A 24151-nucleotide genomic window follows, 5' to 3' on the forward strand; every position below is an offset into this window, starting at 1 on the left:
ATTACTTGTAAATTACAAACCATTTAATGATTGCACAGCTTACTTACCTGTATATGGAGATAGCATGTATCCTAAATATGCATCAGGTGAGATTATTATAGTTAGAGCGCTAACCAATTTTGATGTTCTACAATCGGGAGAGGCCTATGTAATTATGACCAATGAGCAATCAAATCATTTACGAAGCATTAAATTGATTTTTGAACACAACGACAAAAGTTAGTTGATTTTACGTTCTTCAAATTCTAACTTTAAGGGTGATACCATCATTCTAAAAGAAAGCATTACACCCTGTATATTATCAAAGGAAAAATTACGAGAAACCTGATTTAAATAAAAAATCACGACCTGTAAGATTGTGATTTTCTATTTATTTACATCGCTGCAACAGATTCTTCCAGCTCCTTGTACCAATGTTCGCCGTACTTACGGATAAGTGGTCCTTTAAGAAAGCTGTAAACCGGAACTTTTAATTCTCTTCCAAAAGTACAAGCATCGTGGCAAATGTGCCATCGATCGTAATTTAGCACCTCGAATTCCGGGTATTTTGTGATTCTGATTGGGTACAAATGACAAGAAATTGGTTTTTGCCAATCGACGATGCCTTGTTCATAAGCTTTTTCGATAGCACATTTAGTTATACCATTTTCAAAAAGTACATAGGCGCATTCCTTATTTTTATCTACGCATGGCGTGGTCAGGTCTCCATCTTCATCAACAACATATGCACCTTGTTCTTCAATTGCTTTTATACCCTTTTCGTTTAACAAGTGCTTTATTTTTGGATAGATCTCTTCCAAAATTGCAGTTTCATCATTATCGAGTGGTGCGCCCGAATCACCTTCTACACAGCAGATTCCCTTGCACTTACTTAGGTTGCAAACAAAATTTTCTTTTAACACATCTTCGTGCACCAGCACTTGTTCTACCTCTATCATGATTATTCTTTTGCTAAAGCATATTTTAAACCTGCTGCTGATTTCAGTTCCATGGTAACTGCACCAACCAAAATTTCTACCTGAGCCTTCACCGGTACACGGTTTCCATCATCAGTAACCCAAAGATACAAACGGCTATCCTTTTTAAAAATCCGACCTGGTTTTATAGATGGGCTAAATTTTAAACAACGGATGCTTCCCAGTTTGCTTTTCACCACTTCCTTGCCAATATATTCAACTTCCAATGCAGAAATTTCATCACCGAGGAAGTAGTTCAGTTTAAATTTATCTCCGATTTTTATTTTAGATATGTCCAGACTCCTGGCAAAATAATAAGCAGAAACCAAATCAAAAGTTTGGGTAGTTGGTGTTGTAAAGGTACCTCTGTTAGAAACGACCTTTTTGCCCTCCTGATTAAACCTTGCCTTATCTTGTCTTTTATAACTCGCCTCTCTTATGTTTTCCTGGTAAAAGTATGGAGTAAGCTCAGTTTTATCGATGTAAGAATCGTAATGATCTCTAATCTTGTAGAAGACATCAAATGTTCCAGATGTTTGTGCATCTACGGTTAGTTTGTAAGTTGGTTTATTATCAAACTTTAAATCTGAATTCTGAACCTTGATGGTTGCCTCTGCGGCAGTAATAAAACCGTAACGAAGTTTATAGCTTAACACCTCACCTTCCTGAAAAACTGCCTCCTTTTTGAGCGGAAGTTCTTGAGCACTAGTGTAAAATGAAGCGCATATGAATAATATGATTAATAACCTGTTCATTAGTTGTGTGTTTTGTTTGTGTTTTTACTGCATCATAACGTGTGATTTGCAGCTATCATACAAGATATACAAAAAACAATCCAAAATTTAATTTAAGCACATGCTCATCACCAACAATAGCAAAAGTTAATCTTTTCTTTTGTACACAGGAACGGTTGAGCAAGGCTCGCCAAACATAATACTTTTAACCACGGGTGTAAGTAAATTGGTAATCTCCACATATGCCGAAACCGGAATATCGATATCACCACAACCCTTTACCACAACACGTTCGTTAGCAAAATTTTCGGGATTAATTTTTGAAATGGCTTTTGAAAATAATATGGCCTCCAATGTTTCCAAGCTTCCAAAAACGACTTCACTCGCGTAAGGTTTTAACTTGTTAGCCAAAAGCATATAAGCCCAGGTTGGCACAATGGCATCTGTTGAACAGATAACCGAGATGTTTTTTCCCTGGTACTGCGACCAATCATGTGTTTTGATAAAATCCCTGAAATCTTTCTCCCTCAACATCAATCCATGAAAAAGATTGTCTTTAATATCGTAAACGATTCTTTCTCCCGGATGGTAATACTCTTCCAGATTTAAAGTGATTAAACCGCTGTTGGCAACCTTATTTATGATGTTTTCCTGAATCTCCATGACTTATAAATAAAAAAACCGTTCTGACTCCACATCAGAACGGTTCAAATTTACGGAATTTCTTATTAATAGAATTTCACGCGATTGTCTTTTATCTTCGCATTATCTTGTAATGCCTGGAAAGCTGAACCTAAAGAACGCTGACCAATTGTCATCAACATACTTTCTTTCTGTTTGAACATATTTGCAATTGGTGCAGGATTTGTAAATCCATCAACAGTAAATACATAAACACCACGCTCACCCTGAACAGGTGCTGATACTTTACCTGGCTGAGAACCAAATACAGAACCTACTAATTTATTCTCTTGTGATACACCAGGAATGATTGGGTTAGCGAAAACAATATTTTGGATTGGAACCACAGTACGACCTACCTTTGATGCAATTTGAGCTAAGCTACCTTTTCCAGCACCTTCAAATTTAGCAGCAAGTAATTTTCCTTTTGCAGCACTTAGAACCATCGGCTGAATTTCCTTTTTTACTGCATCCAAAGGTAAAACACCTTTTGGTTTCACATCAGTTAAACGAGCGACAACATAAGCATCACCCATCGTATAAATTTCAGGTAAAACATCACCTTTATCAGCTGCGTAAGCATCCTGAATTAATTTACGAGGATTATCCAAGCCTGGCGCAAAACCTTGCGTAGCGGTAATTCTATCAGCAACAGCAATTTTTAATTTATCTTTCTCTGCAAGTTTTGCGAAGTCGTTTCCTTTTACATTAGCTAAGAAGTTACTAGCTGCTTTGTAAGCTGCCGCTTGAGTTTTGCTACTAGCTGCCAAAGATTTCTCGATATAAGCTAATTTTGCAACTTTAGAAGAACCAATCTGTTTCTCGATTTTAATTAAGTGTACGCCAAATTGAGATTTAACAACTTTTAAATCACCTGTACTACCATCAAAAGCTGCATTTTCAAACTCAGGAACCATTGTACCACGAGCAAAAGTACCTAAATCGCCACCTTTATCTTTAGAACCATCTACACTGTAGATTTTTGCCAAATCTGATAAACTCTTTCCGCCAGCAATTAAGCTTTTCAATGAATCTGCCAGTTTAACTGCTTTATCTTCGCCACCGACTTTAGCAGGGTCGATTAAAATGTGACTTGCTTTAACTGAATCTGGAGAGAAACGTGTAGCCACAACTTTAATCACTTTGTAAGAGTTACCAGATAATGCTGGTCCATAATAACTTCCGGCAGGTAAAGAGAATACAGCTGAATCAACTGCAGGATCTAATTTTCCTTTAGTTAAATATGTAAACGGAACTTTAACATCAGAATTAATAGCTGCATAAAGTGAATCATTTTTAGCAGTTCTAAAATCAGCAGCGATTTTATCAACCTGTGCTTTTACAGCAGCCGAATCAGCCTTGGTTGGTTTTATGCTAAAAGTAACATACTCGAAAGAACGTAATTCCTGAGCATTATTAAAACGAGCCTTGTTTGCATTGTAATATTCTGAATAGTCTGCATCCGTTAATTTTACTGAAGCATCTGGAATCGAAGCATAATCAAGGCTTACATATTTAAAGTTAGCTAGTTTGTTACGATTGGTATATTCATCAGTAGCTTCTAAAGAAGTAACATAAACTGAATTACGAACTAAGTTCGAATATTTTTGTTGTAAAGCCTGATTTTTGATTTCAGTTTGCAACATTAAAGATTGACTTTGTGCCTGTGGCTCTTTAGATTTTAAAAAGCTGTTTAAAGACATTCTATCCAATTGCCCTGTTTGAGGGTTTGTAAAGTATTGCTTAATTAATGGGCTTGGGTTTTGACCAACCAATAAATCTAACAATTCGTCTTCAGACACGGTTAAGCCTAAACGATCGTATTCTTTTGTTAATAATACGTTAGCTAATTCTGCATTCCAAACCTGATCAACAGCCATTGATTGCATTTGAGCATTAGAACCGCCACCATATTGTTGTTTAAACTGATTTACACTTTGTTCTACCTTTGGACCAAAATCATCAATACTGATGTCTTTCCCGTCAACCGAACCAACAGTTTTTTGGTTGGCTGCCCAAAAAGGCTTACCCACGTTAATTGCATCACCTACTAAAAATGCAACAATTGCAAAACCAATCATGAATACAAGAATGTATCCGGCACGGTTACGCAAAAATGTCATTAATCCCATATTGTACTTTAAATTATTTAGTTTTTTTTAAGAGGGCGCAAGATACAAATTTGCCTTAAAAAAGAAAACACTAAATTTTATTTATCAAGTGTTTAATTTTTAAGCAAATAACTTGCATTTAAAAGGGGTTTTAAGGGGCGATTGCGTCTTTCATTACAGCTTGCCCGGTTGCAGAATTAAATGTATAAGTGCTAAAATCTTGGGGAGCCTCAAAATCTACACCATCCAAAACATTACCGTCGATGGTTTTAACCGTTACCTTTTGCTTTGAATAGAATATCTTCTTGGCTTCATCCCAAATCAACTCTTCAGAAGAAAAGGTATCACCCTTAACATTCTTAACAATAACATTTTTTCTGAAAATGGTTTTTTGCTCCTGAGAACGACGAATGGCATAATCACTAATCAAGGTGCCATCTATGGCTCCGGTTTGAGCGTTAAAAAAATCTATCTTAACGCCTTTAACCATCTCCTGATATTCCCCACCTGTTGTAGGGGTAACTTTATCCATAATTGGAGCATTACCTTTCGCTTTAACCCTTGCCGAATCACTATAAATGATTTCTACACCGATGGTTCTATCCCTATTCAGGCTAAGCTTTTGATTTTTAACAGCATTTGCTTTTTTAAGATCATCATCACTACAGGAAACCAAAAACAATGGTAATACCAGCATTAAACCAAATAACAATGCTTTGTGGTTCATTAATCTACTCTATACTTACGGAACCAAGTATCATTCAGTGTAAAGCCTAAATGAAAATTAATATAGCGCTCTTTTACAAGGTTGTTCGCCACTGTTCCACGCTGACCAACTTCTGTAGTAAAGTTAATTTTATAAAAAGTTGAACCAACGTTAGCAGATGCCAGCGGAAAGCCAAAACCTAATGAAGCACCCATCTGTTTTATATCCTGGCTGCCAATTTTAATGTAAGTTTTATCATAGTTAACACCCAAACGATAATCGATACGTTTAAAATAGTTATTGTATGAGGTAATATCTGGTGTGAATTGTCCACCCAATGAAGCACCATAGCTATTTTGTAAACCCTGATTAACATTATTAAGGGTTACATCTGCCCATTTACTCATTCTAAAATCTGCCCCAATTAACCATTTATCAGTTTGTTGTATGGCGATACCAAAGTTGTGAGATAATGGAAGCTTTAAATGAGATTTGGCACTAACTACAGAATTTAAGGTATCTAGCGCTGTATTTTCGTTTCCATTCTGATCCCGCTGATAAATCGTAGCAAAATAAGATTGGCTAGAATTAATTTTACCTGAGCTGCTTCCAGAATAACCTAAAGTGACAAGGGTTTTTGGAGCAATATTGAAATTATACTGAATACCGTAGGAATAATTTAATCCTCCAACGCTGTTCTTATTCTGCAATTTAGAGTTTAAGGCACCTACTTCAGCATATTCAGTTGCTCTGGTAGAAATCAAATTACCAAAAATGTATTCTACGTTAGCACCAATGCTTAAGTGATCGCCAAAGCGATAACCATAACCAAAATAAGCCTTTGACAACCCACCTTCACCTTCATAAAGCTGATCGACAGACATTGTATCAATTTTAACTGAGTTTTTGTAGCTGTAACCCAAATCAGAATACGGCAAAACCCCAAAACTGATTGCTGAACGCCTGCTTACCGGAACTGCAAAAGCAATGTGACTGAAAGTGGAGTTAAAGTTGGTTTCGCTTGCGTTATTTCTGGTAAGATTATTTAATCCGGCACTCATCCCAATATCGATTGTAGTTAAGGTAACGCCCGAATAAGATGCTGGGTTTTGCATATTGATATAATTGAACCCATTAACCTTACTTACAGCGGTCGAAATTCCTCCCATAGCACGAAGCTGGGGCAACAATGAGCCTTTAACGTTTCCAAATCCGTATCTTGAATAGGGTGATGATGTGGTAACCTGTGCTTGAACACCTAAACCACAAACTAAAACGAGTATGGCTGCAATATAATTTATTCTCTTGTACATTTTAATCTGCAATAGCTTCATTTAATCCTTTTAATACCAAATAGGAATCTTTAATTATTAGAGGCGCAAAGATGCTGTTTTGTAATTGGTTAACCAAAAAATCAGCATCACCCCCAGTTATAACCACCCTTAAGGCACTTTCTTGTATCTTATTCAGGGAAATAAACCCTTCAATTTCATTTATTATTCCTTGCAAAATGCCATTTTTTATAGCAGTTTGAGTATCCGTTCCTGCCGGGATTGACTCTTTTGCGTTCCAGTTTACCAAGGGTAACCTACCCGTAAAATGATGAACTGCTTTAAATCTCATATTAATTCCCGGGCTGATACTACCTCCGAAATACTCAAGATTTTTGTTCAGCAAATCATAAGTAATGCAGGTTCCGGCATCAATTATCAGGCAAGCTTGTACTCCAAAAACTCCCTTTGCGCCTAGCACCGCAGCCCATCTATCCAAACCTAAGGTTTCGGGTGTTTTATATTTATTCTGCACTCCATTACTCAGCAATGTCGAGAAACGTATGTATTGAGTTTGATTACTTAAAAATTCCTCCAGTTCGGTAATATCTTCATCAACAGAACTAATTATCGTTTTCTGGATATTAAACTGATTGATAATTTGTGATAAATCGTCTGCTTCCAGCACATCAAATCTCTGATAATGAATAATCTCTTTACCAGAGAAAACGGCAATCTTTGTAGAAGTATTGCCAATATCGATACTTAAATTGTGCATTTACCTTAAAAGGAATCAATTTTCAATGTTAAAAACTAATATAGAAAAGCTCAAAACTCTTCAATCAGCCACAAAGCTATTAATCTTTAACAAGTTTCGAGGTATCATTTTGTTAAAAAAGGTTAAACAAAAAGAAAGTACTGTACAGAGAGTAAAAACAAGAGAAATAATGTTTCGTAGAACCACTTTTTTTTTGCGTTGCTGAAATAATATGCTAAAAGTACGGCGCCTGGCGGAACACAGAGCAAAAAGTGTGATACTCTAAAATCAGGCTTTAAGTAAAAGCTTACACCTGCTATTAAAAACATAAAAAACAGCATCTGGAATCCCTTACGTGTGCTTATAAAGCTTCTGAAAAAGTTTTCACGAAGTTGTAATGAAGCTAAAACGATGATGACCATAACCGGAATCAATACCAGATAATCGTTATAATTAATTTTGAAAACGGCAGGAAACTTATTCGCTAAAGGTTTCCATATTTGGTAAAAGGAACTGATATTACCTTTCCAGTAGTATAGCACTGCCAAAAAGAAAAATATCGTTAAAAATCCAACTAAACCTGCTATCCAATCTCGCCAATTAAACGCTCTAAAAAGCAATAATGACAAGAAAATCATTAACAGCATTGATATAAACGGGAAATAAATTAATGTGCCTAAGCCGATTATCATACCGATATCGAATACCGCAGTTATTGAATTTTGGTTTTTGTTGAGCTTCAGAAATTTATCTATTATCCAAATTAGCAAGAAATTACAAATTAATGCCGGTGTTAAAACCATAAATGGCAGAAACAGACTTGCACCTGTTATGTACATTAATGCTGGTAAAAAGCTGGGCTTAAGTAATAAATTTTGGGTGTTTATTACCCGGTTAAATATTAGTGCCTGAATGTAAACAAGAACGGCAGCAAAAAAAATATTTGCCGTAGGCGAGAACATATTAGTAGGGTCGTAATGTATTAAAAGGCGGGCGAAAGGCTCCAAAAAATCAAAATTAATTTTATCAGGCACTTCATAAAAAAGAACTATTCGCATAACAAAGGTGTATGCGAGTAGTAATATGAGGTTAACTGGGTTTAATTTTCTAAACTGATTAATCATGCCTTGTTAAGAGAAGGGCAAAGTAAAGATAAAAAGCGCAAAGATGAAAGGGTAATGATGAAGGAGCAAGGATTAAAGAACAAAGAAGAAAATTCTAAAACTAAACTCTTGCATACTTTTTAACCATATTATCAATTATCTGAGCGGTTTCGTCAGGAAAGTTAAATTGATGTTTCTGTGGTTTTTTTACCCATTCTTTAATTATCGGTAGCCAATTTTTGGTACTTCCCCAAATAACAGGCAAACCAAGTTCTTTTAAAGCGTAGGCATTACACTGTTGCTCAAACTGAAAACGCATTGGGGCAACTAATAATTTCTTACCCAAAAACAGCGCTTCTGATGGACCCTCAAAACCACCACCGGTAAAAAGACCTGTGCAACTTGCCAAACTCTTATTGAACTTTTCGTTGTTTACCGGCTCTACAAAAACATTTTCAAACTGATACGCTTCCTTAGTATGTTTAGAGAAAACCTGCCAATTAACAGATGGAATTTGGCTTAGCAATTTTACCAAACGTTTATCGTCTATAGCTGGAAGATAAACGGTATAATGACCTAGATTTGTAGGTTGCAATTGCCTTATCTCGGAGCGGATTACGGGTGTGTAAATAAAACTATCGTATCTATCAAAATGAAAACCAATATGGTGTTTTGTTGGTGCATAATGGCTAAGTATCACTTTTCCCCAATCGATTGTTTTAGGGCGAGGTACTTTTTTTGATTTAAACGCAGCCTGGTGACTTAAAGAAACGCATTCAATTCCCTGCAATTTACAAGCCCACGCACTAACCGGCTCGAAATCGTTTACAATTAAATTATAATCCTTTAGCGGCAATTGCTTCATATCTTTTCTAAAGCGGAAAAGATTCATGTTAAGCCAGGTTTTAAAATGATGCACACCACCTTTTTTACCAAAAATAAAGCTAAAACCATGCAGTTGGTATTTTACCGGCTGACTTAATTTAACATCAGCCTGTGTTCCGCTAACCAGAATATCCAATTCACCATATTTTTGCAACAAAGGTATAATTTCCCTTGCCCTACTGATGTGACCATTTCCTGTACCTTGAATTGCGTAGAGTATTTTCATTTGAGCCCGAATATCTGCAATTATCAGGCTATTTCGTACTTAATATTTTTCAACAGTAAATTAATATCCAATTTACTTTTCAAATCTTCCGCATCAGATAGAATACCCTCGTCTGTTTCATCTTTCATAAAATCTTTATGATCGTACTTAAATATCTCCCAGTTTTTGTCCTTGTATTCTAAAGCAGTTAAACTTTCAACCCAATCACCACTATTCAAATAAGTAACGGATCCATTCTCCGCTGTAATTTCTCTTTTTTCGGATTGATGTATGTGCCCACAAACTACATAATGGTAGCCTTTTTCTATGGCCAATTCTGCTGCAACCTGTTCAAAACTGTTTATAAACTTTACAGCATCCTTAAATTTAGCTTTAATTTTTTTAGAGAAACTCATTTTCTCTCGCCCTAAAATGTTCAAAAACCAGTTTACAAAGCTGTTGATTAAGATTAAGGTATCGTAACCTACAGCACCCATTTTCGCCAGCCATTTAGAATGTTGCATGGTAACATCGAAAACATCTCCGTGAAAAAACCATGCTTTTTTGCCCTCTAATTCCATCACCAGCTTATTACTTAAGTGGAAAGTTCCCATCTCCATACCATCAAATTTCCTAAGCATTTCATCGTGGTTTCCGGTTAGGTAATGAACCTCCACCCCTTCAGAAACAAACTTCATTAGCTTGCGAATAACTTTCATATGCGACTCTGGCCAGTAACTCTTGCTAAATTGCCAGATATCGATTATATCTCCGTTAAGAATTAATTTTTTTGGTTTGATGCTTTTAAGGTATTTTAAAAGTTCTTTTGCATGGCATCCATAAGTACCAAGATGCACATCAGATATCACAACAATATCTACATTTCTTTTATCCATAATCAATATGAGCTATTGGTATAAAAAATTATTTTTGACACTAAAACCTGTGTTTTCATATTAAATGAGCTTGTTTTGTCCTGGCCGGACAGAAAGAAAAAATACCGGCTGAAAATTTTTCTATTATAGTAAGTGGGTTGGACTTGACATTGCTTACCGAAAAAATTGTTAGGCCGGGAATAGGTATAACGAAGATGTGGTATTTGGACTTAGCAAAACGTTCGTGCATATCAATAAAATTAATACCCATAATTCACATTAGTTAAGAAATTTTTGGGGGAGGGATTTTATTACCGCTTCTTTAAAGCAGTTTACATTTTTGGAAAGATTGCTACCACTCTTCTTCCTCATCGAGCTTTACCTCAAAAGGACTAAAAAAATAGATAACAATAATTAACAGGCATATCGCAAAAAATAATTCTAGCATAATATCTGATTTACAAACAAAGATAAGACGCTGTTTATCAAACAAATGTTACGGGATTGTTAAATCTTGTTACGCATTATTAAAATTTGTTAAATGCATAAAAAAACCCACAAGCGCTTTGCTTGTGGGTTTTTTATTTTCCAATACTGTCTAAATTATACCTTCGCTTTTTTCTTCTTATTTTCTGAATAAAAACCTAAACCTAAACCGGCTATTAAAAGTATCGAACCTGCTAATGAAATATTTTCACCAACATAATACGATGCCGGGTGGAAAATAAATTCGAGCTTGTGGTTCCCAGCCTCCAACTGCGCCGCACGAAGCACGTAATCTGCTCTAAAATAAGGTTTTTCTACACCATCAATATACATTTTCCAACCTTTGTTGTAATAAATTTCTGAGAAAACAGCAACCACATCTTTAGCAGAAGAATACTCATAAGTTAAGTGGTCTGGTGTATAAGTTGTAAGCTTAATAAAACCTTCTTGCCCGGTTCCTAAAATTTTACTGTTTAGTAAACTTTTAAAGCTTTCATCAACAATTGCCTCTTTTTTAGCATCGAAGCTATTAATGGCTTTCATTTCCTCATCAGAATTTTTAACGTACTGTACGCTTTGTACAAACCAAGCATTACCGCAAGCAGTTTGATTGCGCTGCATTTTGTAAGAACCATTCTGTTGATCTTGTGTGATGATGTATCTGGTGTTCAACATATCTAAAACATCCTGATTAATGCTTTTGGTTAATTGATGATCAACCAATTCCTGAAAACGCTTTAATCTTGCAGAGTGGAAACCCCCAACTGTTTTATGGAAGTAAGAAGTTTCAGCGCTTTTAAATGGATCGCCTAAAGTTAAATCGAAAACCCTGAAATTGGGATCTTTATCAGCAGCGATAAAATTATCTACATCTCTGGCTTTATAATGGTCTGTTAAATCAGATTTATTTACAAAGTTTAAATTGCTTAAGTATCTGCGATCTACTTGCCATAAATCGATAAGTATTGCCAATGCTAATAAGCCAAAGGCAAGTTGCATATTAAGTTTTTTGGTGATAAACGCCCATATTAAACCAAAACCAATGGCAATAAATAATAACGAACGCAAAGCATCTGCTCTAGCTAATGAAACCCTATCCGCAATAACTGCATCGGTAATTCTGGCAACTAATGTTGCATTATTCTGAGTAATCTGATTAAGCCAAGTTGTAATTTCAACCTGGTTTGCACTTTTGAAACTGAAAAATACAGTTGGCATTAATACAATTAATAAAGCAAAGCCACCAGTTATAGCTGCCGACCAAGTTAATCTCTTCACTAAATATTTCTGATCATACATACCATCCTGCGCTTCCTTAATCGCTAAAACGGCTAAGAATGGCACTAACAAACCAACAACAGCTAAAATAGATTCAACTGCTCTAAATTTATTATATCCTGGTAAGTAGTTAAAGAAAATATCAGAAATTAATGGAAAGTTAGAACCAAAAGAAAGGAAAAGCAACAAAATACTTGTGCCTAAAATCCACCATTTCCAACGATGTTTTACGATAAATAATCCGAATACGAATAAGAAGCAAATAATAGCTCCGAAGTAATATGGGCCTGATGTACCCGGCTTATCGCCCCAATATTGTGAGCCTGCTTGTTGTGCAATCGCATTCAGCGCTTGATTGGTGTTTTCGCCATACAACGGACCTAAAACGTTTGCTACAGTTCCATCTTGTAAAATTTTAACAAATTCGCCTTTTGGATCTAATGCACCACCACTTGCGCCACCATATAAATTTGGAACCAGAAACGTAAAGCTTTCTCCTACACCCTGACTCCATTGATAAGCATAAGCTTTATCTAAACCAGTTGCTGGCTCAGCTTTATCTATGGTTAAATTAGATTTACCACGAATAGTTTCTTTACCATATTCGTATGTTGACCATAATGCAGAAGCATTAACTAAAACACCAATAAGAATACCGCCGAAAATGTAAGCAACGGTTTTGCCAAATACTGGTAATTGCTTTGCTTTTACGGCGTGATAAAGTTCTATACACCCTAAAATAAATATAGCTATGAATAGATAATAGGTCATTTGAACATGGTTAGAACGAATTTCTAAAGCCATAAACAAAGCTAAGAGGCTCGCTCCAACTAAATATCTGCCTCTTAAAACTAAAATAATAGAGGCTAATATTGGTGCAAAAAAGCCGATTGCCAACGCTTTACTACTGTGCCCAGCAGCAATAATAATAAAATTATAAGATGTAAATGCGAAAGCAACAGCACCAGCTGCAGCAAGCCACGGATTTACTTTTAGCACACAAAACAACAGATAGGCGCCTAAAAGGTATAATAAAACTGTTCCTACTGGATCTGGAAATACACCTTTAATAATATCAATACCATAAGATGCTACGTTCATTGGATATTGAACCCAGATTTGATAAGCTGGCATTCCACCGAACATCTGATTAGTCCATAATGGCCCTTTACCAGTTTGTTCTTTAACATCCATAATTTCTTTTTGCATAGCCTTCGCCTGCAAAACATCACCTTGCATTGGTGCTTTCCCCTGTAATACAGGACTGAAATAAGCAAAACAAATGACTACAAAAATTGCAATAATGGCTAAGTGAGTGCCATTGTTTTTAAACCAGTTATTCATTAAGGTTTGTTTAAGTTTAAACGAACGTCAAAAATAAAAATTTGCATCGTATATTAAAGGAATAAATTAACTGTACTGATAATTAATAATTTCATCAATTGGAATAGTTATTGATTTATAGAAAAATCAATGTTTTGAGTAGAAATTAATAGAATATATTTTCAATAATTTTTGAAAGTTTAAGAAACATAATTATATTTGTTTATGGATTTAGCAGCGGGAAAATTAAAATTTATAGAGGCTTGGGGTAAGTTAGGCTCCGAATGGGGGATAAATAGAACGATGGCACAAGTCCATGCTTTGCTTTTAATATCCCCAAACGCATTAACAACGGAAGAAATTATGGAAACCCTGAGTATTTCGAGAGGCAATGCGAATATGACGCTTCGTGATTTAATTGGTTGGGGGCTTGTAGAAAAGCAACATAAAGCTGGTGAGCGTAAAGAATACTTTTTTGCGGATAAGGATGTTTGGAATATTGCGAGGCAAGTAGCCAAAGAACGTAAGAAGAGAGAGCTGGAACCTGTGTTAAAGATTCTTTCTGAACTTTCTTCTGTAACTGGTGATGAAAAAGACCCTGAATACGCTACCTTCAAAAAGTCTGTTACAGACATTAATAAACTGGCAAATAATGCGGATAAAACTATCGAAACCATGTTAAAAGCAGAGGAAAGTTGGTTTTGGGGTTCAATTTTGAAAGTATTTAAGTAGCAGACATTTAAAATATCTGTGGCAACACAATAAAAAAAGTCCTGATTTTCATCAGGACTTACATTATTTAACTTCTTCGTAATCTACAAAATCACCGAGTTTATCGGTTTTACTCTGGTCTGGCTTTGGTGGCATGTAATCAATTGAAATTGAACCTTCAGGTTTTTTCTTACGCTGTTGATACTGCTGACCTGTAGCTTGCTGCTGCATTTTACTTGCCATATTATTAAACAACATTGGTAATATTAAACGAATTAACATTCGGATAATCCAAAGCACTAATATTGTTATAAAAATGAATTTAACTAATCCCATTCTGATTTAACTATTATACAAATATAGACGTAGTGTTAAATAATTTGTTACTTTTTTGAAGATTAATTGCATTTTCATTACAAAACCTAATCTTCAATAATTTCGCATACCCGACCAATTTGACCATCTTCAAGCCTAACTTTTATACCTCTTGAATGAAAGGCAGATGAGGTTAATAAATTTTTAACCACACCATAAGTTACATTTCCATTCCGTTGGTCTTTCTTTAAAATTATACCCACATCAAGTCCGGGAAATATGTCTTTTCTATTTTGTCCTTGCATATTACTTAGGAAACTTTTCGTTAAACATTTTTTCTAATGCAAACATTTCATCACGCAATTTGGCAGCTTGCAAAAAGTCCATTTCTTTTGCCGCTTTTTGCATATCCTTTCTGGTGTTATCTATTGCTTTCTGCAATTCGGCTTTACCCATGTACTGCACAATTGGGTCGGCAGCTATACTAATTTCTGCATTTTCGATGTATGCCCTTGCTTTATTATCGCTGGCTTTCTGAGAAAAATCCAACACAGAAGTTTGTTCTAAAATTGCTTCGCGAGATTTGCCTACGGTTAATGGCGTAATGCCGTTTTCTAAATTATAGGCAATTTGTATATCACGACGGCGGTTGGTTTCAGAAATTGTCTTTTCCATGCTTTCTGTAATACCATCAGCATACATAATTACTCTACCCTTATCATTTCTTGCCGCTCTACCAATGGTTTGAATTAATGATTTTTCAGAACGTAAGAAACCTTCCTTATCAGCATCCAAAATGGCAACCAATGTTACTTCAGGTAAATCTAAACCTTCCCTCAGTAAGTTAATTCCAACCAATACATCAAATTCTCCTAAACGTAAACCTCTAAGTATTTCAACACGTTCAAGCGTTTTAATTTCAGAATGTATGTATCTCGTTTTAATGTTTAACCTATCCAAATATTTAGTTAACTCTTCAGCCATTCTTTTGGTTAAGGTTGTAACTAAAATTCTGCCGCCTTGCTTAATTGTTAAGTCAATTTCATCAAGTAAATCATCAACCTGGTTAATTGCCGGCCTAATTTCAATAACCGGATCAAGCAAGCCTGTAGGTCGAATAACCTGCTCAACAACCACACCTTCCGATTTTTCCAGTTCATATTCTGCCGGCGTTGCACTCACATAAATGGTTTGTGGTGCAAGCGCTTCAAATTCGGTAAAATTTAGTGGTCTGTTATCAAGCGCAGCTGGTAAACGGAAGCCATATTCAACAAGAGATAACTTGCGTGAGCGGTCGCCGCCATACATGGCCCTAATTTGAGGAACCGTAACATGACTTTCATCAATTACCATCAAATAATCTTCAGGAAAGTAATCAAGCAAACAGAAAGGACGCATACCAGGTGAACGGCCATCGAAAAACCTTGAATAATTTTCAATACCAGAGCAGTAACCTAATTCTTTCATCATTTCGATATCGAAGTTTGTCCGTTCTTCCAGTCGCTTAGCTTCTAATAAATGCTTATCACCAATTAGTTGATTCTTTCTAATTTCGAGTTCTTCCTGAATTCCCCAAATAGATTGATTAAATTTATCCTTTGGTGTAACAAAAAGATTTGCCGGATAAATCGCCATATCCTCAAGTTTCTCAATTGTTTTACCAGAAACAGGATCTATTGCCGAAAGTTCTTCAATATCATCACCAAAAAAAGAAACACGATATGCATGGTCGAGATATGCCGGAAAAATATCAACCGTATCGCCCTTAACCCTAAAAGTTCCACGTTTAAAATCAGTAGTTGTTCTGGCGTATAAAATTTCTACCAAACTGTGTAAAAACGCATTTCTCGAGATTCTTAAACCAACCCCAAAGCGGAAAACCATTCTCGAAAAATCTTCCGGGTTTCCCATACCATATATGCAGGAAATGGAAGAAACGACGATAATATCTCGTCTGCCGCTCATTAAAGATGAGGTAGTACGAAGCCTTAGCTTTTCAATCTCTTCATTAATGCTCAAATCCTTCTCTATATAAGTATTGCTCGATGCTATAAAGGCTTCAGGCTGATAATAATCATAATACGAAACAAAATAGTTTACAGAGTTTTCAGGGAAGAAATTTTTAAACTCACCATAAAGCTGCGCTGCTAAAGTTTTGTTGTGACTTAAAATTAAAGTCGGCTTTTGCGTTTGCTCTATCACATTTGCAATCGTAAATGTTTTACCAGAGCCAGTAACACCGAGCAAAGTTTGATAATTTTCGTTCGCATTTACCCCATCTACCAACTGTTTTATGGCATTAGGCTGGTCGCCGGTTGGCTTATATGCCGAAGTGATTTTAAATTTCATAAGCGGGATCTAATTTAGCTAATATTGCATTGCAAAACAATTTCAAAACCTGTTAGCATTACCAGTTAAACGTAATAAAATTCACATAGTTTTTTTATTTGAAAAGCAGGCTTCGGTGTTTCTCGGTTCCGAAAGCCCCGTTATCCGCTTTACTTGCCCGAGAAAATTCGGGCTTCGTGCCTCGCTCCTACCGGGTTTAGTTAATGGGAGTTTTAGGCATTTAAGCTGATTATTAATCAATTGCAATAGTAATATTGAAAAATAACCGTCATTGCGAGGCACGAAGCAATCCCTCAACTACCGCTTTAAGATTGCTTCGTGCCTCGCAATGACGGAAAAAAGCCCTAAAATCACGTTAGTTAAAAAAGTCTTTTCTTCAAATGGGAACTCAATAAAAAAGCCCCGAGATTTCGGGGCTTAAATCTTTAAGTCAAACTGAGCTTATTTACCTGCGGCTTTTTGCATTGGGTTCATCCCAACTGATTGACCTCTGACTGCTGTTGCAGTTTTAGCTTTAAAAACCTTGAATTTGCTTTCCTTAGCTTTACCACCCCAACTGTTGTTACTGGTATCAATATCTGCAGTTTCCCGTAGTGGGTCAATTAAAATAGATTGCACTTCTTTATCCTTAACATAAAATTTCGATGTTTTCAACTCGTTATGCCTCCATATTTGAGCTGGAATGCGATCGATTTCGTTAGTTCCATCTGCATAAGTAAATTCCACAATGATCGGCATAACCAAACCACCTTTATTGCTAAATACAAGCTCATAAAAAAACTTATTTTCATATTTTGCTTGATCATCTTTAGGTACTGTTTCTAAACTCGAGGTAGTTTCTACTTTTACTGCTGATGTAGTATCTACACTTACCAACCCTCTATCATATTTATAATAGAAATCTTGTGCTGCAGGCGTTTTATCTGTGTAGAAACTTATTTTTTTATCCGCTCTGTTTCTTATTTTCGAAATATCTTGAAAGGCATTAACCGCAGGTTTATCAATTTTTACCATTCTTGATCTTGCTTCGGGAACTGAAGTTGGAAAATCTGCCTTCGCGAATTTTACGCTATCCAATGAAATATCGCAAGGCTCTGTTCCATAAAACCAACCTCTCCAAAACCAATCTAAATCTTCGCCACTTGCATCTTCCATTGTACGGAATAAATCTGCCGGTTGTGGATGTTTAAAAGCCCATCTTCTAGAATATTCTTTAAAAGCATAATCGAATAGCTCTCTTCCCATAATGGTTTCACGCAAAATATTCAAACCTGTTGCCGGTTTAGAATAGGCATTTGGACCAAAACGTGCAATGTTTTCAGAATTGGTCATGATTGGTTCAAGCTCATCTTTCGGCAATTTCATGTAATCGACAATTGTATAAGCCGGGCCCTTTTTACTTGGGAAAGTATTATCCCAAAGTTCTTCAGTTAAATATTCAACAAAAGAGTTTAAGCCTTCATCCATCCAGGTCCACTGGCGTTCATCGCTATTTACAATCATCGGGAAAAAGTTATGCCCAACTTCGTGGATAATCACCCCAAGCATTCCGTTTTTCGTGCTTTCGCTATAGGTTCCATCAGCATCCGTACGACCATAGTTAAAGCAAATCATTGGGTATTCCATTCCGTTCGCCGCTTCAATACTTTGTGCAACTGGGTAAGGATAAGGAATCGTAAAATCAGAATACGTTTTAATGGTATGTGCAACTGCTCGGGTAGAGAATTTACTATATAAATTATAAGCTTCCTTACCATAAAAACTCATACACATTACTGTATTGTTGTTGGTTTCTATTTTCTGAGGCATGGCGTCCCAAATAAACTTACGGGAAGAAGTCCATGCAAAATCGCGTACATTGTTGGCTTGAAAAACCCAGGTTTTGGTTGCGGTTGATTTTCTGGTTTCTGCCAATTTTGCTTCGGCAAGAGTTTGAATTTCTACCGGAGCAGTTGCTGTTTTTGCAGCATTATATCTGCTTAATTGAGTTGGATTTAAAACTGCGCTATAGTTTAAGCATGCACCAGTTGAGCCCACAAGGTGATCAGCAGGAACCGTCATTTGCACTTTAAAATCACCGAAGGTTAAAGCAAATTCGCCCCTACCTGTAAACTGATGATTTTGCCATCCCTGAAAATCGCTGTACACACATAAACGCGGATACCATTGCGCCATGGTGAACAGGTAGTTGCCATCTCCTGCAAAATACTCATAACCGCCGCGGCCACCTACCGTCATTCTATCAGTAATTTTGTAATTCCAATCGATATTGAAAATTAATTTCTGTCCGGTTTTTAATGGTGCCGGTAAATCAACACGCATCATTGTTTTATTAACTGTATAACTTAGTTTTTTACCCAAGGCATCAGTTATTTTTAAAATGTTAATTCCGAAACCATTATCTGTTTTGGAGCTTAAAGCATCAACAGTTTTTGTTGTACCTGCAGCAGGCATTTTTGTAGCATCCTGATAATTTGCATTTTTACTCGTGCTATGCTCGTTTTCATCAAGTTGCAACCATATATAAGTTAATGGATCTGGCGAATTATTGGTGTAGGTTACGGTTTCGCTCCCTGTCAACAATAAATTCTTTTCATCGAGTGTACACTTAATGTTATAATCGGCTCTTTGTTGCCAATATTTAACACCTGGTGCGCCACTGGCCGTTCTTTGCTCATTTGGGGTTGGTAAAATTGTGCCCAATTGCTCAAACTTATTCCCGTGGTTGCTACCCGGATTATTTTGGATATTTTGCGCTATTGCTAAGCTTCCTGTAAAAAGCAATAAACCGGTTAACGTAAATAATTTATTCATAATGATATCTATAAAAAAGGAATTCTTTGTAACGACATTTGTAAAGCAAGACTAAAAACGGCGGCTGAAATAAATAAAACCCATTCTTTGCGTTTAATTCTTGTGTAATTAAAAATAATCCAGGTGATGGCCAGAATTATCAACACCATAAATACTTGTCCGGCCTCTAAACCTATATTAAATCCAAACAAACCCCAGCCAATATTATCGCCTTTAGCAAGCATTATCCTTATTGAATTTGCAAAACCCATTCCGTGGATTAGACCAAATACCAATGCAAGGTAGTAGTTTATTTTAATAGATTTCAGCGAAAAATCTCTACGAAAAAGATTGCTTATGGCCGTTAAAACAATAGTGCAGGGTATTAAAAATTCTACCCATTTACTATCGAAGCGAAAAACATCTGTTACACTTAAAAACAATGTAAGCGAATGCCCAATGGTAAAGGCGGTAACTAGAATTAAAACCTGCTTAAAATTTTCGTAACTGTAAATAGCCACTAAAGCTAAAATGAAAAGTTGATGATCCAATGCATCAGCACTGATGATGTGTTCCCAACCGAGTTTAAAATAAAATAAGAAATCTTGCAACGGCATTATAAATTAGCTTTGTGTAATAAGCTTTAGTATTTTTGAATCCTTAAAATTAAAATTTTAATTGTAAAAAAATTAAAATCGACGAAATGCCAGCACTAAACACCAAACTTGTTACCTTATTTTTGATTATTTCTTTACTTGTTAATAGAAATAGCGAAAAACATCCACTTCATGTAAGTACAACCGAGGTAAGTTTTAATCAAAAGGATAAAACACTGGAAGTAAGTTGCCGGATTTTTAGCGATGATTTTGAAAGCATATTGGCAAAAACCTATAAACAGAAAACAGATTTGGTTAATCCGGCCTTAAAAAACCAAATGGATGCTTTAGTAAAAAAATACCTTCAAAATCATTTAGTGATTAAAGCAAACGGAAAACCAGTTAGCATAAATTATATCGGTTTTGAAATTGACCACGAGGCCACAATTATTTATCTGGAAGTTGAAAAAATATCGACCGTTAAAACCCTCGAAGTAAACAGTTCAATTCTTTACGATCTCTTCGATGACCAAATGAGTATCGTACATTTAGTTAAAGGTGCAACGAGGAAAAGCGGTAAAATTCTTTATCCCGATAAGACCTTTTCGGCAAACTTTTAATTGTAATTTTTGTATTAGATATTAAATTAAGGTTAAAAAACCTTAATTTTAATAGATGCCCTAATCGTAAGATAATGTGAAAAGGCAATATTTGGCAGGATAAATTGTTTAAGAAATTAAGTTTATACCGCTCCCTATTGTTATTAAGATATGCACGTAATCGTCTTTTCGCCTGTATTAACACCTCGGATAAAGTATATCTTCACCTTTATATTTAAAGATATATTAAAAACTGAGCTAGAATTTACTGGGAATAAAGAATACTTTCTACAAAGCGATTTGGCAAAAATCAGCTATGCTGATAAACCTTTGGGCAATGAGCTATTTTTTAAAAACTCAAGCCTGCTTCTATCTAACAAAGTTGAAGAACTGAAGCTAAAATCTATTCAATTTGATGATTATAAGGTTCCCTTTCCAGTAGATGATTCACCTTTTCCCTTCGATGTTTTTGCAGCTTCATTTTTTATCCTAAGCAGGTATGAAGAATACATTCATAAAGAAAAAAGTAGCTCAACTTTCAAAGCCGAGAAAAGTTATCAGCATAAATGGAAACTTCTAAACAGGCCAATAATTGATGAGTGGGCCTTGATGATAAAGAATCTTGTTAGGAAGAAATATCCTTCCATTAAGTTTTTGGAAAAGAAATTTACGCATCAGCCAACCATAAACTTCACTTTAAAATCTGATGTTCCAGAAGGTTTTATACCTAAAACAAAGTTTATTTTTAGCTCAGTTTTTAACAAGGAACAGAAATATTTAAGTTCGGTTTTTGATGATATTACAGGACTGAATGTAAATCCTGACATCACAATAGAATCGCTAACAAGCATTAATTTAAATCAAAAACCCATTTACTTTGTAAATTTTCCAGCCGATTCTAAAAACAGATTAAAGTTTGAAAAAAGCAGTTCGTTTTTGAGGGATAAAGCAACCGGACTTTTCCGTCCTTGCACAAGCGATAAAGAAAAATCAGCCTCCTTAAAAATTGATTTGCTGAAATTATCAAAAATACAAAACAGCACTATTAATTTATTGAGTCAGCAAACGGAAGATTTAAGATTACCTTCATGCTACTTAAATTTACTTTCTGCCGGCATAAGTTCTGATTTTTCGATGGGTTATGAAGATACTCCAGGTTTTAGAGCCGGAACTTGCACACCTTTTAACTGGTACGATTTACAATTGGAAAAAGTTACACCAATTATTGTAAACTCTTATTCGCTCTGCGATAGTGCAATTCAATATTTAAATCTGAACGATGCCATTAAAATTGTTCATACCTTTATTGATGTTGTAAAAGTGGTGAATGGCCAATTTTACAGCAGCTGGAAGTTAAAAAACTTGTCAGAAAACGTTAAATTTAAAAAATATCGAACAGTTTATATCGAAATGATTAAATATGCCGGAAACTAAAGTTATGACATTCGATCTTAGCAAAACTAAATCAATAGCAAATACTTTTATTGCAGAACTTCGCGATGAAATTGTACAAAAAGATTCAATGCGTTTTCGTAAAAACCTTGAACGATTAGGTGAGTTTTTCGCTTATGAAATCAGTAAAACATTGAAATTTAACCAGAGAGATATTATAACACCCTTAGGAACATCAACATGCGATTTTCTAGAAACGCAACCCGTACTTGCTACAATTTTACGAGCTGGATTACCCTTGCAACAAGGCTTATTAAATATTTATGATAAAGCCGAATGTTGTTTTATTTCTGCCTTTAGGAAGGTTGAAAAAAGTGGCGATTTTATTATTCAGATGGACTATATTTCTACACCAGATTTAGATGGACGGATTTTAATAATGGCAGACCCAATGTTGGCAACCGGGCAAAGCATGGTTATGTGTTGCAAGGAATTGTTAAGCCGTTATAAAATTGCAGAATTACATATTGTGGCTGCAATTGCGAGTACTGAAGGCGTTGCGCATGTTAAAGCTAATTTACCTAAAGCAAAGCTCTGGCTTGGCGCAATCGATGAGGAAATGACGAGCAAATCTTACATCGTGCCGGGTTTAGGCGATGCCGGAGATTTAGCTTATGGTGAGAAAGTTTGAACAGGATTTATAGGATTTTAAGATTACACGATTAAGTATTCAAAACATCGCAACATTACAACCTTCAACTTTAAAACAACACAACATCTTGAAAAACAAAAAACATATATTTTTCGACCTTGACCATACAATTTGGGATTTTGACAGAAATGCAGAAGAAACTTTAAATGAGCTTTTTCATACTTATAAGTTAGGTGATTTAGGATTGAACTCTTGCGATGAATTTATTACAACCTACACAGAAAATAATCACCAACTTTGGGCAGATTATCACTTAGGAAAAATTACCAAAGAATTTTTAAGGGCAGAGCGATTCAGTACAACCTTTATACAATTAGGCATTCATCCCGATATAGTTCCACAGCAATTTGAAGATGATTATGTTAGTATCTCGCCAACAAAAACAAATCTATTTGATGGCGCAGAAAATGTTTTAAGTTACCTTCAAGATAAGTACACTTTGCATATAATATCCAATGGTTTTAAAGAAACTACACTGACCAAAATGGATTTGTCTGGCTTAAACCCTTACTTTACCAGTGTAATTATTTCAGAAGATGTTGGCGTAAACAAACCTAACCCATTAATTTTTGAATATGCTTTGGATAAGGCGAAAGCTGTTAAAGAACATAGCATTATGATTGGGGATAGTTTGGAGGCGGATATTTATGGTGCACTTGGTTTTGGAATGGATGCGATATTTTTTAATCCGCTAAAAAAAGAAAAACCAGCAGATGTAAAGAAAGAAATTACGCATCTCGAAGAATTACTGCATCTATTTTAATTTCTACAAATGAATTCAGCCAAAATAAAAGTTTCGATACAGCAAGTAGTTGATGCTTATAAAACTAAATTATCATCATATAAAGATGATAATTTTGAAACCACACCACCAATTAATGGCTGGAGCTATAGCGAAGTTTTTTGTCATATTTTCGATTCGAGCATACTCTCTACAATTACGCTTGAAAATGCGGCAAACGGTAATGGCGAAAATAAACCAACACACTTTATTGTAAAACTTATTCTTTTATTTGGCTCTTTACCTCCGGCAAAAAAATATGAAGTACCCAAAAGATTAGCGAGTAGAGTAAAGAAAATCAGCAAAACTGAGGCTTTAGATTTTATTTTAGAATTTGAAAAGGCATTAGAAAATGTATATCCACTTGTTGCTGGCGCAAGCAAAACGATGAAAACCAAGCACCCACGTTTAGGTTATTTAAATGCGAAACAATGGTTAAGGTTTATAGAAATCCACTTGAAACACCACTTGAAGCAGTTAATTCGAATTGAGCAAAGTTTTCAGCAAAGCATTTAAAATTCACATCTTTGCT

The 24151-nt window shown here is 35.5% G+C and carries 22 protein-coding genes and 1 pseudogene; 7 read left to right on the forward strand and 16 right to left on the reverse strand.

The genetic code is table 11. The features are described 5' to 3' along the window. Positions 1–37: 37 nt before the first annotated feature. Positions 38–223: pseudogene (locus QWY86_RS20120) on the forward strand (S24 family peptidase); the annotation flags it as partial. A gap of 151 nt (positions 224–374) precedes the next feature. On the opposite strand, the gene QWY86_RS11490 reads toward QWY86_RS20120, so the two are convergent. From QWY86_RS11490 to QWY86_RS11540, 11 genes are all read right to left on the reverse strand, one after another. Further along, positions 375–938: a DUF3109 family protein gene (locus tag QWY86_RS11490; protein ID WP_290242197.1), complete on the reverse strand. Its 564-nt coding sequence runs from the start codon at positions 936–938 to the stop codon at positions 375–377. A 2-nt stretch (positions 939–940) separates the two neighbouring features. Then, the gene (locus QWY86_RS11495) at positions 941–1711 is read right to left on the reverse strand and encodes a DUF3108 domain-containing protein (protein WP_290242199.1); all 771 of its coding nucleotides are present in this window, start codon (positions 1709–1711) and stop codon (positions 941–943) included. A 126-nt stretch (positions 1712–1837) separates the two neighbouring features. Then, positions 1838–2353 carry a DUF2480 family protein gene (locus tag QWY86_RS11500; RefSeq protein WP_290242201.1) on the reverse strand — a complete coding sequence of 172 codons (516 nt, stop codon included), beginning with the start codon at positions 2351–2353 and terminating at the stop codon, positions 1838–1840. Positions 2354–2418: 65 nt separating this feature from the next. Beyond that, a complete protein-coding gene (locus tag QWY86_RS11505) occupies positions 2419–4503 on the reverse strand; it encodes a peptidylprolyl isomerase (protein WP_290242203.1) in 2085 nt (694 codons plus the stop codon). 130 nt (positions 4504–4633) lie between these two features. Then, positions 4634–5209 (reverse strand): LptA/OstA family protein, encoded by a 576-nt coding sequence (locus tag QWY86_RS11510; RefSeq protein WP_290242205.1) that lies wholly within the window; start codon positions 5207–5209, stop codon positions 4634–4636. Further along, entirely contained in the window at positions 5209–6522 is a 1314-nt protein-coding gene (gene bamG, locus QWY86_RS11515; RefSeq protein ID WP_290242206.1) for a BamG family beta-barrel-assembly machinery protein, read from the reverse strand. The genes QWY86_RS11510 and bamG overlap by 1 nt, the downstream gene beginning before the upstream one ends. Beyond that, complete coding sequence (locus QWY86_RS11520; RefSeq protein WP_290242209.1) at positions 6503–7237, reverse strand: type III pantothenate kinase; 735 nt, start codon at positions 7235–7237, stop codon at positions 6503–6505. Before QWY86_RS11520 ends, bamG begins: the two co-directional genes overlap by 20 nt. Positions 7238–7359: 122 nt before the next feature. Beyond that, complete coding sequence (locus tag QWY86_RS11525) at positions 7360–8274, reverse strand: DUF6427 family protein (RefSeq protein WP_290242211.1); 915 nt, start codon at positions 8272–8274, stop codon at positions 7360–7362. Between the two features lie 166 nt (positions 8275–8440). Then, the gene (locus QWY86_RS11530; protein WP_290242213.1) at positions 8441–9430 is read right to left on the reverse strand and encodes a glycosyltransferase family protein; all 990 of its coding nucleotides are present in this window, start codon (positions 9428–9430) and stop codon (positions 8441–8443) included. A 23-nt stretch (positions 9431–9453) separates the two neighbouring features. Further along, the gene (locus QWY86_RS11535; protein ID WP_290242215.1) at positions 9454–10305 is read right to left on the reverse strand and encodes a UDP-2,3-diacylglucosamine diphosphatase; all 852 of its coding nucleotides are present in this window, start codon (positions 10303–10305) and stop codon (positions 9454–9456) included. Between the two features lie 582 nt (positions 10306–10887). Beyond that, positions 10888–13392: a YfhO family protein gene (locus QWY86_RS11540; protein WP_290242218.1), complete on the reverse strand. Its 2505-nt coding sequence runs from the start codon at positions 13390–13392 to the stop codon at positions 10888–10890. Positions 13393–13596: 204 nt separating this feature from the next. Between QWY86_RS11540 and QWY86_RS11545 the strand changes: the two genes are divergently transcribed. Continuing rightward, complete coding sequence (locus QWY86_RS11545; RefSeq protein WP_290242220.1) at positions 13597–14103, forward strand: GbsR/MarR family transcriptional regulator; 507 nt, start codon at positions 13597–13599, stop codon at positions 14101–14103. A 63-nt stretch (positions 14104–14166) separates the two neighbouring features. Here QWY86_RS11545 and QWY86_RS11550 read toward each other — a convergent pair whose 3' ends face one another. From QWY86_RS11550 to QWY86_RS11570, 5 genes are all read right to left on the reverse strand, one after another. Beyond that, the gene (locus tag QWY86_RS11550; protein ID WP_290242223.1) at positions 14167–14418 is read right to left on the reverse strand and encodes a DUF4834 family protein; all 252 of its coding nucleotides are present in this window, start codon (positions 14416–14418) and stop codon (positions 14167–14169) included. Positions 14419–14504: 86 nt separating this feature from the next. Then, the gene (locus QWY86_RS11555) at positions 14505–14702 is read right to left on the reverse strand and encodes a YwbE family protein (RefSeq protein WP_290242225.1); all 198 of its coding nucleotides are present in this window, start codon (positions 14700–14702) and stop codon (positions 14505–14507) included. Between the two features lies 1 nt (position 14703). After that, a complete protein-coding gene (gene uvrB, locus QWY86_RS11560; protein WP_290242227.1) occupies positions 14704–16746 on the reverse strand; it encodes an excinuclease ABC subunit UvrB in 2043 nt (680 codons plus the stop codon). A gap of 441 nt (positions 16747–17187) precedes the next feature. Beyond that, on the reverse strand, positions 17188–19560 hold the full coding sequence (locus QWY86_RS11565; protein ID WP_290242230.1) for a M1 family metallopeptidase: 2373 nt from the start codon (positions 19558–19560) through the stop codon (positions 17188–17190). 8 nt (positions 19561–19568) lie between these two features. Next, the gene (locus QWY86_RS11570; protein WP_290242232.1) at positions 19569–20156 is read right to left on the reverse strand and encodes a HupE/UreJ family protein; all 588 of its coding nucleotides are present in this window, start codon (positions 20154–20156) and stop codon (positions 19569–19571) included. An 86-nt stretch (positions 20157–20242) separates the two neighbouring features. Here QWY86_RS11570 and QWY86_RS11575 point away from each other — a divergent pair, with 86 nt between their 5' ends. The 5 genes from QWY86_RS11575 to QWY86_RS11595 all read left to right on the forward strand — a co-directional run bounded on the left by QWY86_RS11575 (position 20243) and on the right by QWY86_RS11595 (position 24135). Further along, positions 20243–20755 (forward strand): DUF6702 family protein, encoded by a 513-nt coding sequence (locus tag QWY86_RS11575; RefSeq protein WP_290242234.1) that lies wholly within the window; start codon positions 20243–20245, stop codon positions 20753–20755. Between the two features lie 150 nt (positions 20756–20905). Continuing rightward, positions 20906–22168: a DUF7033 domain-containing protein gene (locus tag QWY86_RS11580; RefSeq protein WP_290242236.1), complete on the forward strand. Its 1263-nt coding sequence runs from the start codon at positions 20906–20908 to the stop codon at positions 22166–22168. Positions 22169–22172: 4 nt separating this feature from the next. Next, entirely contained in the window at positions 22173–22817 is a 645-nt protein-coding gene (gene upp, locus QWY86_RS11585) for a uracil phosphoribosyltransferase (protein ID WP_290242238.1), read from the forward strand. 85 nt (positions 22818–22902) lie between these two features. Then, positions 22903–23601 (forward strand): YjjG family noncanonical pyrimidine nucleotidase, encoded by a 699-nt coding sequence (locus QWY86_RS11590; protein ID WP_290242391.1) that lies wholly within the window; start codon positions 22903–22905, stop codon positions 23599–23601. A gap of 9 nt (positions 23602–23610) precedes the next feature. Continuing rightward, a complete protein-coding gene (locus QWY86_RS11595) occupies positions 23611–24135 on the forward strand; it encodes a DinB family protein (protein ID WP_290242240.1) in 525 nt (174 codons plus the stop codon). Positions 24136–24151 lie beyond the last annotated feature (16 nt).

The sequence above is a fragment of the Pedobacter aquatilis genome, assembly GCF_030409415.1.
Taxonomy (GTDB): domain Bacteria; phylum Bacteroidota; class Bacteroidia; order Sphingobacteriales; family Sphingobacteriaceae; genus Pedobacter; species Pedobacter aquatilis.

What these genes read in the sequence shown, in the direction of transcription:
- QWY86_RS11490 (WP_290242197.1), bottom strand. Translation starts at nt 938, where the DNA reads ATGATAGAGGTAGAACAAGTGCTGGTGCACGAAGATGTGTTAAAAGAA.
- QWY86_RS11495 (WP_290242199.1), bottom strand. Translation starts at nt 1,711, where the DNA reads ATGAACAGGTTATTAATCATATTATTCATATGCGCTTCATTTTACACT.
- QWY86_RS11500 (WP_290242201.1), bottom strand. Translation starts at nt 2,353, where the DNA reads ATGGAGATTCAGGAAAACATCATAAATAAGGTTGCCAACAGCGGTTTA.
- QWY86_RS11505 (WP_290242203.1), bottom strand. Translation starts at nt 4,503, where the DNA reads ATGGGATTAATGACATTTTTGCGTAACCGTGCCGGATACATTCTTGTA.
- QWY86_RS11510 (WP_290242205.1), bottom strand. Translation starts at nt 5,209, where the DNA reads ATGAACCACAAAGCATTGTTATTTGGTTTAATGCTGGTATTACCATTG.
- bamG (WP_290242206.1), bottom strand. Translation starts at nt 6,522, where the DNA reads ATGAAGCTATTGCAGATTAAAATGTACAAGAGAATAAATTATATTGCA.
- QWY86_RS11520 (WP_290242209.1), bottom strand. Translation starts at nt 7,237, where the DNA reads ATGCACAATTTAAGTATCGATATTGGCAATACTTCTACAAAGATTGCC.
- QWY86_RS11525 (WP_290242211.1), bottom strand. Translation starts at nt 8,274, where the DNA reads ATGCGAATAGTTCTTTTTTATGAAGTGCCTGATAAAATTAATTTTGAT.
- QWY86_RS11530 (WP_290242213.1), bottom strand. Translation starts at nt 9,430, where the DNA reads ATGAAAATACTCTACGCAATTCAAGGTACAGGAAATGGTCACATCAGT.
- QWY86_RS11535 (WP_290242215.1), bottom strand. Translation starts at nt 10,305, where the DNA reads ATGGATAAAAGAAATGTAGATATTGTTGTGATATCTGATGTGCATCTT.
- QWY86_RS11540 (WP_290242218.1), bottom strand. Translation starts at nt 13,392, where the DNA reads ATGAATAACTGGTTTAAAAACAATGGCACTCACTTAGCCATTATTGCA.
- QWY86_RS11545 (WP_290242220.1), top strand. Translation starts at nt 13,597, where the DNA reads ATGGATTTAGCAGCGGGAAAATTAAAATTTATAGAGGCTTGGGGTAAG.
- QWY86_RS11550 (WP_290242223.1), bottom strand. Translation starts at nt 14,418, where the DNA reads ATGGGATTAGTTAAATTCATTTTTATAACAATATTAGTGCTTTGGATT.
- QWY86_RS11555 (WP_290242225.1), bottom strand. Translation starts at nt 14,702, where the DNA reads ATGCAAGGACAAAATAGAAAAGACATATTTCCCGGACTTGATGTGGGT.
- uvrB (WP_290242227.1), bottom strand. Translation starts at nt 16,746, where the DNA reads ATGAAATTTAAAATCACTTCGGCATATAAGCCAACCGGCGACCAGCCT.
- QWY86_RS11565 (WP_290242230.1), bottom strand. Translation starts at nt 19,560, where the DNA reads ATGAATAAATTATTTACGTTAACCGGTTTATTGCTTTTTACAGGAAGC.
- QWY86_RS11570 (WP_290242232.1), bottom strand. Translation starts at nt 20,156, where the DNA reads ATGCCGTTGCAAGATTTCTTATTTTATTTTAAACTCGGTTGGGAACAC.
- QWY86_RS11575 (WP_290242234.1), top strand. Translation starts at nt 20,243, where the DNA reads ATGCCAGCACTAAACACCAAACTTGTTACCTTATTTTTGATTATTTCT.
- QWY86_RS11580 (WP_290242236.1), top strand. Translation starts at nt 20,906, where the DNA reads ATGCACGTAATCGTCTTTTCGCCTGTATTAACACCTCGGATAAAGTAT.
- upp (WP_290242238.1), top strand. Translation starts at nt 22,173, where the DNA reads ATGACATTCGATCTTAGCAAAACTAAATCAATAGCAAATACTTTTATT.
- QWY86_RS11595 (WP_290242240.1), top strand. Translation starts at nt 23,611, where the DNA reads ATGAATTCAGCCAAAATAAAAGTTTCGATACAGCAAGTAGTTGATGCT.